At 61.8% G+C, this 14,375-nt stretch carries 16 protein-coding genes; 10 read left to right on the top strand and 6 right to left on the bottom strand.

The window, feature by feature from the left end:
- Position 1: 1 nt before the first annotated feature.
- The 5 genes from Q1M54_RS08130 to Q1M54_RS08110 form a co-directional block, all read right to left on the bottom strand.
- Positions 2-1,480 (bottom strand): potassium/proton antiporter, encoded by a 1,479-nt coding sequence (locus Q1M54_RS08130; RefSeq protein WP_300556082.1) that lies wholly within the window; start codon positions 1,478-1,480, stop codon positions 2-4.
- 45 nt (positions 1,481-1,525) lie between these two features.
- Positions 1,526-2,422 (bottom strand): alpha/beta fold hydrolase BchO, encoded by an 897-nt coding sequence (bchO, locus tag Q1M54_RS08125; protein WP_300556080.1) that lies wholly within the window; start codon positions 2,420-2,422, stop codon positions 1,526-1,528.
- Positions 2,423-2,428: 6 nt separating this feature from the next.
- Positions 2,429-4,312, bottom strand: a complete 1,884-nt coding sequence (locus Q1M54_RS08120) for a magnesium chelatase subunit D (RefSeq protein ID WP_300556078.1) — start codon at positions 4,310-4,312, stop codon at positions 2,429-2,431.
- A 13-nt stretch (positions 4,313-4,325) separates the two neighbouring features.
- Positions 4,326-5,351, bottom strand: coding sequence for a magnesium chelatase ATPase subunit I (gene bchI, locus Q1M54_RS08115; RefSeq protein WP_300556076.1), 1,026 nt, complete (start codon positions 5,349-5,351; stop codon positions 4,326-4,328).
- A 127-nt stretch (positions 5,352-5,478) separates the two neighbouring features.
- Positions 5,479-6,072 carry an NnrU family protein gene (locus Q1M54_RS08110; protein WP_300556074.1) on the bottom strand — a complete coding sequence of 198 codons (594 nt, stop codon included), beginning with the start codon at positions 6,070-6,072 and terminating at the stop codon, positions 5,479-5,481.
- Between the two features lie 194 nt (positions 6,073-6,266).
- On the opposite strand from Q1M54_RS08110, the gene Q1M54_RS08105 reads away from it, so the two are divergent.
- The 10 genes from Q1M54_RS08105 to ccmI all read left to right on the top strand — a co-directional run bounded on the left by Q1M54_RS08105 (position 6,267) and on the right by ccmI (position 14,069).
- Positions 6,267-6,593, top strand: a complete 327-nt coding sequence (locus Q1M54_RS08105; protein WP_300556072.1) for a high-potential iron-sulfur protein — start codon at positions 6,267-6,269, stop codon at positions 6,591-6,593.
- A 194-nt stretch (positions 6,594-6,787) separates the two neighbouring features.
- Positions 6,788-7,453 (top strand): cytochrome c biogenesis heme-transporting ATPase CcmA, encoded by a 666-nt coding sequence (gene ccmA / locus Q1M54_RS08100; RefSeq protein WP_300556070.1) that lies wholly within the window; start codon positions 6,788-6,790, stop codon positions 7,451-7,453.
- The gene (gene ccmB, locus Q1M54_RS08095) at positions 7,450-8,142 is read left to right on the top strand and encodes a heme exporter protein CcmB (RefSeq protein WP_300556068.1); all 693 of its coding nucleotides are present in this window, start codon (positions 7,450-7,452) and stop codon (positions 8,140-8,142) included. The genes ccmA and ccmB overlap by 4 nt, the downstream gene beginning before the upstream one ends.
- A complete protein-coding gene (gene ccmC, locus Q1M54_RS08090) occupies positions 8,111-8,914 on the top strand; it encodes a heme ABC transporter permease CcmC (protein WP_300556066.1) in 804 nt (267 codons plus the stop codon). Before ccmB ends, ccmC begins: the two co-directional genes overlap by 32 nt.
- On the top strand, positions 8,911-9,156 hold the full coding sequence (gene ccmD / locus Q1M54_RS08085; RefSeq protein WP_300556064.1) for a heme exporter protein CcmD: 246 nt from the start codon (positions 8,911-8,913) through the stop codon (positions 9,154-9,156). The genes ccmC and ccmD overlap by 4 nt, the downstream gene beginning before the upstream one ends.
- Complete coding sequence (gene ccmE, locus Q1M54_RS08080; protein WP_300556062.1) at positions 9,153-9,599, top strand: cytochrome c maturation protein CcmE; 447 nt, start codon at positions 9,153-9,155, stop codon at positions 9,597-9,599. Before ccmD ends, ccmE begins: the two co-directional genes overlap by 4 nt.
- 27 nt (positions 9,600-9,626) lie before the next feature.
- On the top strand, positions 9,627-11,639 hold the full coding sequence (locus Q1M54_RS08075; protein ID WP_300556060.1) for a heme lyase CcmF/NrfE family subunit: 2,013 nt from the start codon (positions 9,627-9,629) through the stop codon (positions 11,637-11,639).
- The gene (locus tag Q1M54_RS08070; RefSeq protein WP_300556058.1) at positions 11,636-12,250 is read left to right on the top strand and encodes a redoxin family protein; all 615 of its coding nucleotides are present in this window, start codon (positions 11,636-11,638) and stop codon (positions 12,248-12,250) included. Before Q1M54_RS08075 ends, Q1M54_RS08070 begins: the two co-directional genes overlap by 4 nt.
- A gap of 5 nt (positions 12,251-12,255) precedes the next feature.
- Positions 12,256-12,834 (top strand): cytochrome c-type biogenesis protein, encoded by a 579-nt coding sequence (locus Q1M54_RS08065; RefSeq protein ID WP_300556056.1) that lies wholly within the window; start codon positions 12,256-12,258, stop codon positions 12,832-12,834.
- Positions 12,834-14,069: a c-type cytochrome biogenesis protein CcmI gene (ccmI, locus tag Q1M54_RS08060; RefSeq protein ID WP_300556054.1), complete on the top strand. Its 1,236-nt coding sequence runs from the start codon at positions 12,834-12,836 to the stop codon at positions 14,067-14,069. Before Q1M54_RS08065 ends, ccmI begins: the two co-directional genes overlap by 1 nt.
- Positions 14,070-14,114: 45 nt before the next feature.
- Here ccmI and Q1M54_RS08055 read toward each other — a convergent pair.
- Positions 14,115-14,375, bottom strand: a 261-nt coding sequence (locus tag Q1M54_RS08055) for a uroporphyrinogen decarboxylase family protein (protein ID WP_300556052.1), incomplete at its 5' end; no start/stop codon positions are given.

Here is a 14,375-nt window from a genome sequence, read left to right as displayed (position 1 = left end):
CTCAGGTGATCCGTATGCCGACTTGCAAGATGTCGTTGCCTTCGGTGACGCGCACACTGACCTCGGCTTTGCCCAGGTGCGCCGTGTCGCCTTCGACCGGTGGGCGGTGCAAACTGTCAGCCAACCATTGGCCAATGGTTTTGTCTGAATCGCAAGGCAGTTCCAGCCCATAAAACATGCACAGGTCGCCCATGGAGGTGCTGGCGGCCAGCACAAAATCACCGAAGACCAAACGGGCGTGTTCGGTGTCGTCCAAGTCGGGCAAGACCACGTTCAGCCGTCGTGCACTCCAGGCAATGGTGGAGCCCTGCAGCACCAATGAGGTGAGTACCACGATGAAGGCCACATTGAAGTAGATGCTGGCCCCTTCGACACCGGCCATGACCGGGAACACCGCCAACACAATCGGCACCGCACCGCGCAGGCCCACCCAAGACACAAAGGCGATTTCGCGTCCGGAAAAGTGAAGCGGTTTCAGGCACAACCAAACCGACACGGGCCGGGCCACAAACATCAGCACCAGCGACACCCCAATGGCCGGCCACAGCGACTTCATCATCTCGGTGGGCGTCACCAGCAAGCCCAGCAACAAGAACATGCCCGCTTGCGACAACCAAGCGTAGCCGTCCATGGCCGACAAGGACGCACGGACCTGCCTGCGGGCACGGTTGCCAATGACTACCCCCATCAGATAAACCGCCAAAAAGCCAGACCCGCCCAACCAAGTGGTCAGAGCGAACACGGTGAGCCCGCCCGAGACCACCAACAGCGCGCGAACCCCACCCCCTCCGTCCTCGCCTCGTCCCAAGCGTTTGACCAATTCCGCCATGGCCCAGCCAAAGCCCAAGCCCAAGATACCGCCCCAGCCCAAGTGTTCCAGCAAAGACAGCAAGATTTCGGGGGCACTCAGGGGCAAACCGTCTGGGTTGGCCATGGACAGCGCGATGGCGATGAAAGTCAGTGTCAGGTAGACCGCCATCGGGTCGTTCAAGCCGGACTCGATCTCCAAGGTGGCGGAGACGCGTTCATTGAGGTGCACCCCGGAAGACTTGAGCAAGGAAAAAACGGCTGCTGCATCGGTGGAGCCGACGATGGCCCCGACCAAAAGGGCCAGAGGCCAAGACAAATCCAGCAGCCAATAAGCCGCAGCACCCGTGATGCCTGTGCACAGCACCACACCCAGTGTGGCCAACAACAGCGATGGCTTCAGACCGGTTCGGAAGGTGCGCATCTGGGTGCGCAATCCGCCGTCGAGCAGGATCACGGCCAGGGCCACGTTGCCCACCCAAAAGCTCAAGCGGAAATCCTCAAAGACCAGTCCACCTGGCCCGTTGACACCCGCCAAGATGCCTACCACCAAAAAAATCAAAAGGAATGAAAAACCGATGCGCGCAGAAAACACCCCCGCCAAGACACTGATGAACACCAGTGCAGCGCCGGCCAGCAAGGGCAATGAGAGGAAATCAAGCGACAAAACCATATCTTGAAAGTACCACAAGACGGGCTTCAGCCCTCAGGCATGGTTTTATCCAATGTGGCAGCAACGCAAGATGAACTGGGCCGTGCCCAAAGGGTCTTGTTCGTGTGCCAAGTGACCCGCGCCGGCTTGCAGATGCAGGCGCGCTTGTGGCAAGCGCGCGCAGGCTGCTTCAGCCAATGCTGGGGGCACGGTTTGGTCTTGCGCGCCAATGTGCATGAACACTGGGTTGCGAATCTCGTGCAAGCGTGTGGCCAGTGGCTTGAGCCGCCAAGCCGCCATCATCGACAGTACGCCGTGAACATGGCCTGCATCGCGCAGAACACGGGTGTACAAATCGAGGCCCGTAGCGTCCAAGGCCGAGCCGGTGCGCGCGATCCACTCGGCAACTGCGCCAGGCTTGGCCGCCATTTTGGCGGTGGCCCAAGCCGAGAGCGGGTTGAGGGCCGCCAACTTGGCCGCCGGACCGAACAGCCACGAGGCCACGCCAGGCAGTGGCAGCCAGGCGGGGTTCAGCCCGATCAAGGTGCTGCGCGATAGGCTGTCCACGTTCAAAGCCATTTGCGCGGCAATCGCAGCGCCAGCTGAATGGCCCACGATGGCTTGGGGCGTGAGCTTCAGTTGCAACATCAGCGCCCGCAGGCCCTCGGCCATGCCGGGCAGCGAGAGGGCGCCTTCAGGTCCTCGGTTGGTGAAAGCGTGTCCGGGCAGATCCGGAACGACCACGGTGAAGTGTTCGGCCAGTGTGGGCATCAGGTCGCGCCAGCTGAAATGACCCGAGCCCGTGCCATGCAAGAGCAGCATGCAGGGGCCGTGACCCATGGTTTGGACATGCCACTGGATCCCTCCTGCTTGCACTTGTCGGCTGTGCTGCGAATGCGGCCATATGTTGGGCTGGGCTTGGTGGGTGGCCCAAGTCATGCTGGGGTAGAAGCTGTCAAACATGGCCGTTCAGACCAGTGGGCTGCGCACCCGCTCGATGGCGTGCGCCATGCGTTGCGACTGCACCTGCGGCATGGGCAGGTAGCTCGCGCCCATGGTGGCCGCCAGTTGCTGCGCTTGCGAGTCGGGCTGCATGGAGGTGTCGATCCACAAGGCGCGGTGGCCGCTGGCGCGCCACTGTTGGCCCCAGCTTTGCGCATCGGTTTGGGCTTGGGCGCGGCCGCCCAGGCCTTGCAAGGTCACATTGGCACGGCCGTCACTCAGCACCACCAGGATGGGCGTGACGCCTTGGCGCTGCAGTTGCGCCGCTTGTTCGTGTGCCATTTTGAGGGCCAATGCCAAGGGCGTGCCGCCGCCACCGGGCAGGCCGGTCATGGCGCGTTTGGCGCGCACCAGCGAGCGCGTCATGGGCAACAGCAGCTGTGCTTGCGCACCCCGAAAGGCCACGATGCACACGCTGTCGCGTCGGGCATAGGATTGCTGCAGCAGCAACTCGACCGCGCCTTTGGCTTCGGCCAAGCGCTGCAAAGCAGCCGAGCCCGAAGCGTCGAGCGCCAGGATCAGGCAGCTGGAGGCGCGCTGCTGGTAACGCTGGATGTGGAAGTCTTCCGCGCGGATGGCCACGCGGCCGGTGCTGTGCGCTTGTCGCAAACGCTGTTTGGGCGCAGCGGCGCGCAAGGTGGCCAGCACATGCAAGCGCGCCTGGCCACCGGGGCGGCCCGGGCGCGGGGGCAGGGGGCGGCCACGCTGCGAGCCTGCGCGGGTTTGGCCGCTGCGGCCCGAGGTGTTGTGGCTGGCCGCGCCTTGGCGCGTCATCAGCGCATCGAGCATGTGCGGTGGCAAGCTGGCCAGGGCGGCGGCGACCATCATTTCTTGCAGGTCTTCGGCACTCGGTTCGGCGTTCTGTTCGGGGGGTGGGTCGGCGTCTTGGGGGTTGTCTTTTTCAGCCTGATTTTCAGGCGCTTGATCGGCATTTTCTGGTGGCTCTGGTTTATCTGGCGGCGGTGTGGTGTCTTCCTGTGGTGCAGGCTCTGCTGCAGCTTCTTCCTCTGAAGGCTCGGCCGGCCACTGCGTGGCGCGGGGGGCCAGCACGCAGCGCGCTGCAAAGCCCAGATCGTCGGCGTCCAGCGTACTTCGCCCGTTGAGGGCCGCATGGTTGCAAGCCACCCGCAGCGCCAAGCTGGGCACGCGCAAGGACCCAATGCCCAGGCCCAAAGCGGCGGCGCAAAGCGCTTGCATTTGCTCGTCGGTGGCTTGCACTTGGGGCAGGTGCTCGCGGGCGCGGGTCAAAGCGCCGGGGCTGAGACGAATCTGCAGGCCGTCAGTCCCGCTGTCGTCTTGCAAAGCCGCATGGATGTCGGTGGGCGAGAGTTCGTGCAGGTCCAACCACACGCCCAAGCGCTCGGCCAGAGCCACGCCCACGCCGAGCTCGTCGGGCAAGGATTCGTCCAGCGCCACCACGCCAAAGCGGGTGGGTGTGGGGGCTGCGCTGTGCCGAGTGGGCGGCACTTGGCCTTGTTCCAGGGCTTGCACCAAAGGCGCGAGCAGGGCGGGCGACAGGCGCTCGGCCATGGGCAGGCACACCAGACCTTGGTCGGCCTGTTGCAACAAGCCCGCTTGCAGGTGCAGCTGCCCGGTTTGCAGGGTGTGGGCCAGGTCGATGCCGCCCAGCAGCCGCTCGCTGTCCACCGAGCCGGGCACTTTGATCAGTCCCAGGCCCAGACCGGCTAAGGCTTGCAGCCAGCGCTCACGCACCGGGCCGTGCGGTGCGCGCAGGCACACGCCGCCAAAACCGTGGGGGTCGAGTTGCAGCAGTTGCAGCGTGGTGAGCGCGTCGTTCCAGCGCGCCATTGGGTCCGAAGGTGTGGACGGTGATGGGGCTTCGCGGGCCATGCGCGCACCCGGGTCAGGCGGCCAGCACTTCTTGCAAGCTGCGCTGTACGCGCGCGCCCGAGTCGGTGTCGTCCAGCGGGTTGCGGCGCAGTCGGTGGCGCAGGGCCAGCGGGGCCATGCTTTGCAGGTGCTCGGCCTTCACCGCTTTGTGGCCTTGCAGTGCGGCATACGCGCGGGTGGCGCGCAGCAGCGTGAGTTCGGCGCGCAGGCCGTCGGTGCCCAGTTGCTGACACAGGCGGGTGCACAGCATCAGCATGTCATCACTCACCTCCACTTGGTCGAGCAGGTCGCGCGCCTTGAGGATGCGTTTTTGCAGCTTCTGGTTGTCCTTGTGCCACAGTGCCTTGAAGGCCTCTGGGTCTTTGTCAAAGGCGTCGCGTCGCTTGATGATGCTCACGCGCAGTGTCAGGTCTTGTGGCGTGCGCACTTGTACCGACAGGCCAAAGCGGTCGAGCAGTTGCGGCCGCAGTTCGCCCTCTTCGGGGTTGCCGCTGCCCACCAGCACAAAGCGGGCGGGGTGGCGCACGCTCAGGCCTTCGCGCTCGACCAGGTTTTCCCCTGAGGCGGCCACGTCGATCAAGAGGTCCACCAGGTGGTCGTCGAGCAGGTTGACCTCGTCGATGTACAAAAAGCCCCGGTGTGCCTGAGCCAGCAGACCGGGTGCAAAGGATTTGACGCCTTGCGACAGGGCTTTTTCCAGATCGAGCGCGCCGACCACGCGGTCTTCGGTCGCGCCCAAAGGCAGGTCGACCACGGCGACGCTCTGGCGTTCGGTCACGACTTTGGCTTTGGGGTCGCGGGTTTGGCAGACCGGGCAGGCACCCGCTGGTTTGGCCGGATCGCAGCGGTAAGGACAGCCTTTGACGACCGAAATGGGGGGCAGCAGGTCGGCCAGAGCGCGCACGGCGGTCGATTTGCCGGTGCCCCGGTCGCCCAGGACCAGAACGCCCCCAATGGAAGGATCAACCGCCACCACTTGGATGGCGAGGGTCATTTCATCTTGACCAACGATGGCCGCAAAAGGGAAGGTCAAAGCCATGGGCGTTCCGCAAAACTGTTCTTGGCTCATCATCCAAAAGACGCGGCAAAGTGTCAAGTTAAATTTACACTTGATGCCAAATTTTTGTGTGGAGGCTTCGCGGGGCAGGACCCTTTCGCAAGACCCGTTAGCCACCAGCCCGGGTGAAGGGCATCACTCCGAACAGCCAAACGTGCAGGCCACCCATCAGGAAAGCCGCCCATACGCCGGTGCCGACCACCAAAGCGAGCACTGTACCCAGCAGCTTGCCTTCGGGCGCAGAGTGCAGGTTTTGGCGGTCCCGCTTGCGGGCTGCGCGGAACACCAACACCGACCAAACGAGAAAGCCGCCGAACAGCAGCACATCGGCCAAGTTGCCGTTGGACAACAGATGGCCGAGCGACCAGACCTTGACCGACAAGGTCATGGGATGGCGCAATTTGGCCTTGATCTGGTTGCCGGGTACATAAGTGGCCACCAGCAACACCATGGCCAGCCACATCAGCAAAATCGTGGCGTGCTGCGTGCCGCGAGGCGGTGTCCAAAGCACCACCGGGTCCAGCCGTGCTTGGCCGTAGCCTTGTACCAACAGATAAAGTCCCAACAAAGAGATGGCGGCGTAAACCGCCTTGAAACCCAGCTCACCCCAGCGGGCCATACCATCTTGGCGAAGTTGTGGCGCCAAGCTTTGAAGTGAATGGATGCCCAAAAAAAGGACCAAACCGAGCAGCAATTGCAACATGTCAAAACCCTTTGGCAGGAACCGTGTTGATAACGCCGCATTCTGACACGCCCTCCTGCATCTGGATTGACATTACAAATCCCGGGCTTTCCTGTGTGATTTGCTCGGGTATCTGGCCTGAAATGACAAAGTGACTGATCTGGCGCACAATGAACTATCCAGTATTTTCTGGCAGCCTTATCCAGGAGCAGTCCATGTCCCGTTTTACCGAAATCTCTTCCACCCGCCGCGTGTTCATGATGCAAGTGGCCACGGCCGCCACAGCCACTTTGGCTGTGGGCCAAGCATCCGCTCAAGCCATGCTTGACGAGAAAGATCCCCAAGCCGTTGGTTTGGCTTACAAAGCCGACGCGACCAAGGTCGACAAAGCCAAAAACCCCAAGTACGCTGCCGGTAACAACTGCGCCAACTGCGCCTTGTTCCAAGCCAAGGCCGGTGCCGCTGCAGGCGGTTGCCCGCTGTTTGGCGCCAAGCAAGTGTCTGCCAAAGGCTGGTGCTCCGCTTGGGCCAAGAAGGCTTGATGCCTCAGGTTCTCCGGCTGGATTTCTCCGGTCGGATTCCTCAAAACCGCCCTTGGGCGGTTTTTTTACGCCCTATGACGGCTTGATGCTCAGTGTTTGCCCTGATTTGCCCATGTCATTCAAGGGTTTGGACACACAAAGTGTCAATCTGTCGTTACACTTGTGGGTGTTTAAACCGACCAGAAAGCCCTTCCATGGCGTCTTGGGTGCTCTCAGCGATGGACCTGGCCTGTCAAAAGGCCCAGCGGACTTTGTTCGAGGGCGTGAGCTTGGTTGTGTCTCAAGGCAGTTGGTTGCACATCGAAGGCGGCAATGGGTGTGGCAAAACCAGTCTGCTGCGCATCTTGTGCGGCTTGTCACCTGCGGCGCGAGGCCATGTGCGCTGGGCCTCACCCGACCTGGCCCCCCCCGAGGGACTGCCACCTGCAACGTATGCCAGCCCGGACCGTTCGGTGCTGCATTACATCGGCCACGCTTTGGGACTCAAGCCTGATTTGAGTGCGACCGAAAACCTGTGCCTTGACGCCCAGGCCAGTGGCTTGGCGCTCAGCCCCGAAGAGGCGGTGCAAGCCCTTGCCGCACAGGGCCTTAAAAGCCGAGCGCATTTGCCCGTTCGCGTGCTGTCGCAAGGCCAACGGCAAGGCGTTGCTTTGGCGCGTCTGCGCACCAGCCCCGCGCGCTTGTGGGTGCTGGACGAACCTTTGGTGGGCTTGGACACCCAAGCCACAGCCATCGCTCGATCTTTGCTGCAATCGCACGTGGACGCTGGCGGCGCCATAGTCATGACCAGCCACCACGATGTGGGCTTGCAGGGCCCGGGTGAGCGGTTTCAACTGGGCGCTATGGCGCGGGCGGCATGAACGTACACATTCAACCCAGCCCCTGGCAAGCCATGGCCGGTGTGCTGCGCCGTGACCTGCGCCTGGCCTTGCGGCGCAAGTCCGAGTGGCTCGGCGCAGTTTTTTTCTTTGTGCTGGTGGCCGCGTTGTTTCCATTGGCCATCGGCCCCGAGCCGGACACGCTGCGCTTGATCGGGCCTGGTGTTCTGTGGGTGGCGGCCTTGCTGGCCAGCATGCTCAGCCTGGGCCGTTTGTTTGAGGCCGATCACCAAGACGGCAGCCTGGAGCAGTTGGCGTTGTCGGCCGCGCCTTTGTCTTGGTTGGTCAGTGCAAAGTTGCTGGCGCATTGGCTGATCTCCGGCTTGCCCTTGGTGTTGTTGTCGCCGATCTTGGCCCTGCAATTTGGCTTAGGGTCAGAGGCTTTGGGCATGCTGGTTTTGACGCTTTTGATCGGCACGCCCGTGTTGTCATTGCTCGGCGCGATTGGTGCTGCCCTGACTTTGGGGGTGCGCGGTGGCGGGGTGTTGCAGTCGCTTTTGCTCTTGCCCTTGTATGTGCCAGTGCTGGTGTTCGGCACAGGCGCTGTCGATGCCCAAATGCGTGGTCTCGGGGCGCAGGCCCATGTGTCTGTTTTGCTGGCGCTGTTGCTGGCTGCGGCGGCGCTCAGCCCTTGGGCCTGTGCAGCGGCTGTGCGCCTGGCGCTGGAATGAAAGGGACCGAACCTTGAGACTCTTCCATTACGCAGCGCCGCAACACTTTTACCCCCTGGCCGGGCGTTTGTGGCCTTGGCTGGCGGTGCTGGCCAGTGCCTTGGCGCTGGCGGGCTTGTGGGTGGGTTTTATGGTGGCGCCGTCTGACGCGCAGCAGGGGCAGGCCTACCGCATCATTTACATCCATGTGCCGGTGTCGTGGATGGCCATGATCATTTATCTGGCCATGGCCTTTTGGAGCGTGCTGGGGCTGGTGTTCAACACGCGCTTGTCCGGCTTGATGACGCGGGCGCTTGCGCCCACCGGGGCAATGCTTGCGTTTTTGTCACTGTGGACCGGTGCCTTGTGGGGCAAGCCCATGTGGGGCACTTATTGGGTCTGGGACGCGCGGCTGACCTCGATGCTGATCTTGCTGTTTTTGTATTTGGGCTACATCGCGCTGACCTCGGCCATCGAAGACCCGCGCCGCTCCGACCGTGCAGGGGCCTTGGTGGCGGTGGTGGGCGCGGTCAATGTGCCCATCATTTATTTTTCGGTGCAGTGGTGGAACACCTTGCACCAAGGCGCATCGGTCTCGTTCACACAGTCGCCACGCATGGCCAGCATCATGTTGACTGGTATGCTGCTCATGAGTTTCGCGGTTTGGATTTACGCAGTGGCCATCGCCTTGTGGCGTGTGCGCAGTTTGATTTTGGAACGCGAGAGCCACGCAGCTTGGGTTCAGCAACTGCCCGAAGTGCAGGCGCACCGGGCTTTGCGAGGTGCCGCATGATCTGGACCAGCGCTTCAGAGTTTTGGGCCATGGGCGGCTATGGCGTGTACGTCTGGGGCAGCATGGGCGTGAGTGCTGCTTTGATGCTGCTGGAGGTGTGGCTGGCGCGTGTGGGCCGCCGTCAAGCGCTGGACGCGGTGTGCGAGGCCATGGACGCCGCACAAGATGAAACCCATGAACCCGGCGGGATGGCCCCGACGGTGTTGTCAACCTCACCCATCAACCCAGGAGCCGCTTCATGAAAAGCCGCCACAAGCGATTGTTTGGCATCGGATTGGGCTTGCTGCTCGTGTGCGGTGCGCTGTTTTTTGTGCTCAACGCCTTCCAAAGCAATCTGGTTTTTTTCTTCACGCCCACGCAAGTGGCGGCAGGCGAAGCGCCCAAAGACGGTCACTTTCGGGTAGGGGGTTTGGTCAAAGAGGGCAGCATCCAGCGCGACGGCATGGCGGTGGCCTTTGTGGTGACCGATACGCACCAAGAAGTGCCGGTGTCTTATGTAGGCTTCTTGCCCGATCTGTTCAAAGAGGGCAAGGGCGTGGTGGCGCAGGGCCGCTTGAACGCCAGCCGCCAGTTTGTCGCCAGCGAAGTGCTGGCCAAGCACGACGAAAACTACATGCCGCCCGAAGCCCAGCATGCATTGGACGAGGCGGCCAAGGCCCGCATCGGTGCGGCGGTGTCGCAATGAAGCGCGCTGTTTTTTCAGGAGCCCGGCATGTGGGCTGAAGCGGGCCACATGGCCTTGATCATGGCGGCTTGGGTCGCCTTGGCGCAAGCGGTGCTGCCGCTGTGGGGCAGTTTGTCGCCACGTCGCGCAGGTTGGCAAGCGCTGGCCAGGCCTTTGGCGCAGTTGCAACTGGCCTTGATTGTGTTGTCGTTTGGCGCTTTGTGGCATGCGTTTTATGTGCACGATTTCAGCGTCGTGTATGTGGCCAACAACTCCAACACCTTGCTGCCGACGCCTTACCGCCTCTCGGCGATTTGGGCGGGTCACGAGGGCTCTTTGGTGCTGTGGGTCTTGATGCTGGCGCTGTGGTCGGTGGCGGTAGCCACTTTTTCTAAGCGATTGCCGCAAGCCATGGTGGCGCAAGTGCTGGGCGTCATGGGCGCAGTGTCGGTGGGCTTTTTGGTCTTCATCTTGGCCTTGTCCAATCCGTTTGCCCGGCAGTTCCCGGCCCCTGCCGAGGGGCGCGACTTGACACCTTTGCTGCAAGACCCGGGTTTGGTCATTCACCCGCCGATGCTCTACATGGGCTATGTGGGTTTGTCGGTGGCCTTTGCTTTTGCCATGGCGGCGCTGCTGTCGGGGCGGCTTGATGCGGCGTGGGCGCGTTGGGCAAGGCCTTGGACGGTGGCGGCCTGGGGCTTTTTGACGCTGGGCATTGCGCTGGGGTCTTGGTGGGCTTATTACGAATTGGGCTGGGGTGGCTGGTGGTTTTGGGACCCGGTGGAAAACGCCTCGCTCATGCCTTGGCTGGTGGCCACGGCGCTCATCCATTCGCTCATGGTCACCGACAAGCGTGGGCAGTTCAAGGCCTGGACAGTGCTGCTGGCCATTGGGGCCTTTTCACTCAGTTTGCTCGGTACCTTCTTGGTGCGCTCTGGGGTTTTGACTTCGGTGCACGCCTTTGCCACCGACCCAGGGCGGGGTGTGTTCATCTTGCTGTTTTTGGTGGTGGTGGTGGGCGTGTCGCTGGCTTTGTTTGCCTGGCGCGCGCCGCAGTGGGCCAATGCCTCGCAGCCCGTGGTGGGTTCGCGTGAATCGTTTTTGTTGCTCAACAGCGTGCTCTTGGTGGTGGCCATGGCGGCGGTGTTGCTGGGCACTTTGTACCCCTTGATCATTGACGCGCTCAACCTGGGCAAGTTGTCGGTCGGCCCACCGTATTTCGACCGGGTGTTTGTGCCGCTGATGGTGCCGCTGTTGTTGGCGATGGTGCCTGGCACGGTGGTGCCTTGGCATGTGGCCCGCTGGGCTGCGGTGCGCTCGGTCTTGGTTCCTGGGGCATTGGCGCTTTTGTTGGCCAGTGCTTGGGCCACTTGGGGCGCCGCGCCGCAGGACGCCGAGGCCGTGACCACCGCCGGTGGTTGGCTCACGGTGATGGGCGGCACGTTGGGCGGCTGGATTGTGTTGTCAGGTGTTTGGCAAATCGTGCAGCGCCTGCGTTTGGCGGGCTCACCGGGCTTGGCTTGGTGGGGCATGCAGGTCGCGCACTTGGGTGTGGCAGTGCTGGTGCTGGGCATCACCGGCGTCAAGTCGTTTGAGGTGGAGCGTGACGTGCGTTTAGGCCAGGGTGATTCGGTCACAGTGGCTGGCGTGCGTTACCAACTGATCAGCGTAGGCAACCATTTGGGCCCCAACTATTTGGCCTTGCGCGCAGAAGTGCACTTGTTTGAAGGCGAGCCAGGCCGTGAGCGGCAGGTGGGCACTTTGCTGCCAGAAAAACGGCGCTACGTCTCCAGTGCCATGCCCATGACCGAAGCCGGGATCGACCGCAACCTGTGGCGTGACCGCTATGTCTCTTTGGGCGAGCCCTTGGCAGGCGAGCCACCTCAGTGGAGCTTTAGGGTCTACCACAAGCCTTTTGTGTCGTGGATTTGGCTGGGCGCGGTGTTCATGGTCTTGGGTGGTGGCTTGGCCGCTTTTGACAAGCGCTACCGCCAAGCGCCTGTGAAGTCCAGTGCGAGCGCTGCAAAAGTGGCCCCTGGCAAGTTGGGGGCACTGGCATGAGCATGCCAACAAGCGTTGGCCAAACCCGGCGCATGCCGCGTTGGGTGTTTGTGCCGCTGGCGCTGTTCTTGGGCATGGCGGTGTTTTTGGCGGTGGGGCTGACGCGTAACCCACAAGAAATTCCTTCGCCGCTCATCGGTCAACCGGCGCCTGCTTTCCGGTTGTCAGTCGTGGGTGGTCCGGGGGTGTTTGGCGCCGAGCAATTCAAGGGGCAGCTGACGCTCGTCAACCTGTGGGCCACTTGGTGCGCAGGTTGCAAAGAAGAACATCCCATTTTGATGGCTTTGGCCCGTCAACCCGGTTTGCAAATGGTAGGCATCAATTACAAAGAGCTGCAGGCTTCAGAGCTTTCGGGTCAAGACCCGTTGAGTCCTGATGCGGTGCAAAAAGCCACGGCGCGCAGCCAAGCCTGGTTGCAAAAACAAGGCCAAGCTTTTGGCGTGAACCTGCTCGATCTGGATGGTCGGGTGGGCATGGACTTTGGTGTGTATGGCTTGCCTGAGACGTATTTGGTGGACCGCCAAGGTGTGGTGCGTTTCAAGCATGCTGGGGCTTTAACGCCGGAAATTTTGCAGCAAAAATTGCTGCCCCTGATGCGGAGCCTGCAGTGAAGCGCATGGCGTTTGACTTGCCGGGTATGGCGACGCAATGCATGTTGGCCAGCTGGTTGTTGTGGGCTGCTTGTGCCGGGGCGCAAGTGCCCGCGCTGTCTGGTGGTGTGACCACGGGTGCAGCCGTGGTCTCGGGTGCTCCAGCGGCTTCACTGGGTGTCCAAGCAGTTTTGCCGGACGTGAGCTCACCTGTATCGGCCCAAAGCGATGCGCCCATGAGCGCGTCGATTCAAGCGCGTTGGGACCACATCGCGGCCGAGCTGCGCTGCTTGGTATGCCAAAACGAGTCTTTGGCTTCATCGAATGCCGAGTTGGCAGTCGACTTGCGCCGCGAGGTGCGCAGCCTGATCGAGCAAGGTCAAAGCGACACCGACATCCGCAGTTTTTTGGTCAAACGCTATGGTGACTTTGTGCTTTACAAGCCAGAAGTCAAACCCGTCACATGGTTGCTCTGGTTTGGCCCCTTTGTTTTGCTCTTGGGTGCACTGGCTTTGGCCCTGCGCCTGATGCGCCGCACACCCGCTGTGCCCACACCCTTGACCGACAGCGAGCGCGAGCGCGTTCGCCAACTGCTGGAGTCTTGATGTCCTTTTTGCCGCCTTGGCTGGGTTTGATCTTGCTGCTGCTGTGCTTGGGTGGCTTGGCGGCTTGGGTTTTGCAGCGTGGTTTGAAGCGAAAAGTGTTTGCCGATGACAGCGATGTGCAGTCCCAGATCAACCGACAGATTCACCAACAACACTTGGCCGATGTGGACCGTGCTTTGCGCGAAGGCCGCTTGAACACTGAGCAACATCGGTCAGCACGGGATGAGTTGCTGCGCCATGTGCTCGACGATGCGGCGCAAGCCGTTGGCAGCCGCTCAGGTGGCGGCTTGGCCGTGTCATGGCTATGGATCGTGGTGGCTTTGGTGTTGCTCAGTGGGCTGAGTTATTTGCAATTGGGCGCACCCCAAAGCTGGTGGGCTGCGCCTTTGAGCCAGCGCGTCAAGATCAGTGCCACAACACCTGAAAAATTGGTCGAGCAAACCCGTTATTGGTTGCAGACCACGCAAGAAAGCCCCGAAGATGCAGTGGCATGGCTGACTTTGGCGCGCTTGCATGCCGCACAAAACGAATACGCCTTGTCCGATCAAGCTTTGGCGCGTGTGCTGAGCTTGGCGCCTGAGCCCGATTTGTGGATTGAGCGTGCACAAATGAAAGCCTTGAGTCTGGGCGGCATCTATGCGGGAGAGCCTTGGCAGTGGATTGAAAATGTCTTGCGAGAGAAACCGCTGCATCTGAACGCCTTGGTCTTGGCCGGTAGCGCGGCTTTGTCAGAAAAAAAATACGAAGCGGCGCAAGCCTATTGGCAGCGTGCCTTGGCTTTGGTGCCCGATGACAGCGAGGCGGCGCAGGGTATCCAGCAAGCCTTGACCCAGATTGCATCCCAAGCTCAGACGCAAAGACCTGAGGTGAAAGCTCCAGCCAATTCTGTCGATGAGCGGCCGCTCATTCAAGGCGAAGTTCGTGTCTCCTCTGATGTGCAAACCCAAATTGGCGCAGGTGCGACTTTGTTTGTCTATGCCTTGGCCGAAGACGGCTCGCGTCGACCCGTGGCCATCTGGCGCGGTACGCCTGCTGCATGGCCTGTGCGCTTTGGCTTGAGCGACAGCATGGGCATGGGCGCACCGCCCTTGTTGTCATCGTTGACCCAAGTTCGCTTGGTGGCCCGCATCTCCAAAACGGGATCGGCGCAAAAGCAAGAGGGTGATTTCCAGGTCGAACTGCCCGGTGTGAAGACGGGCGTGCAAGGCGTGGTGCTTCAGATTTCCGGTCGTTGACAACGGGCTGCAGGCCACTTGCACAGGGCGCCTGCAGCTGCCTCGTCAGCCTTGACGCAAATGGCGCGAATGGCTGTGCACCGCTTCGACCAGTGCGGTCACATGCTCGGGTGGGGTGTATTGGCTGATGCCGTGTCCCAAGTTAAAGATGTGCGTAGGGCCCGTGGTGGCCCGGTCGGTGTGGGGGCGGCCAAAGCTGTCGAGCACGCGGCGCACCTCAGTGGCGATTTGCTGGGGCGGCGCAAACAAGATGTTCGGGTCGATGTTGCCTTGCAGCGCCTTGCCGGGGCCGCCCACCTCGCCGCC

The organism is Limnohabitans sp. Rim8 (assembly GCF_943326455.1).
Taxonomy (GTDB): Bacteria; Pseudomonadota; Gammaproteobacteria; order Burkholderiales; family Burkholderiaceae_C; genus Limnohabitans_A.
Note: the sequence above shows the minus strand (reverse complement) of the source record. Positions and strands in the feature narration are given on the sequence as shown.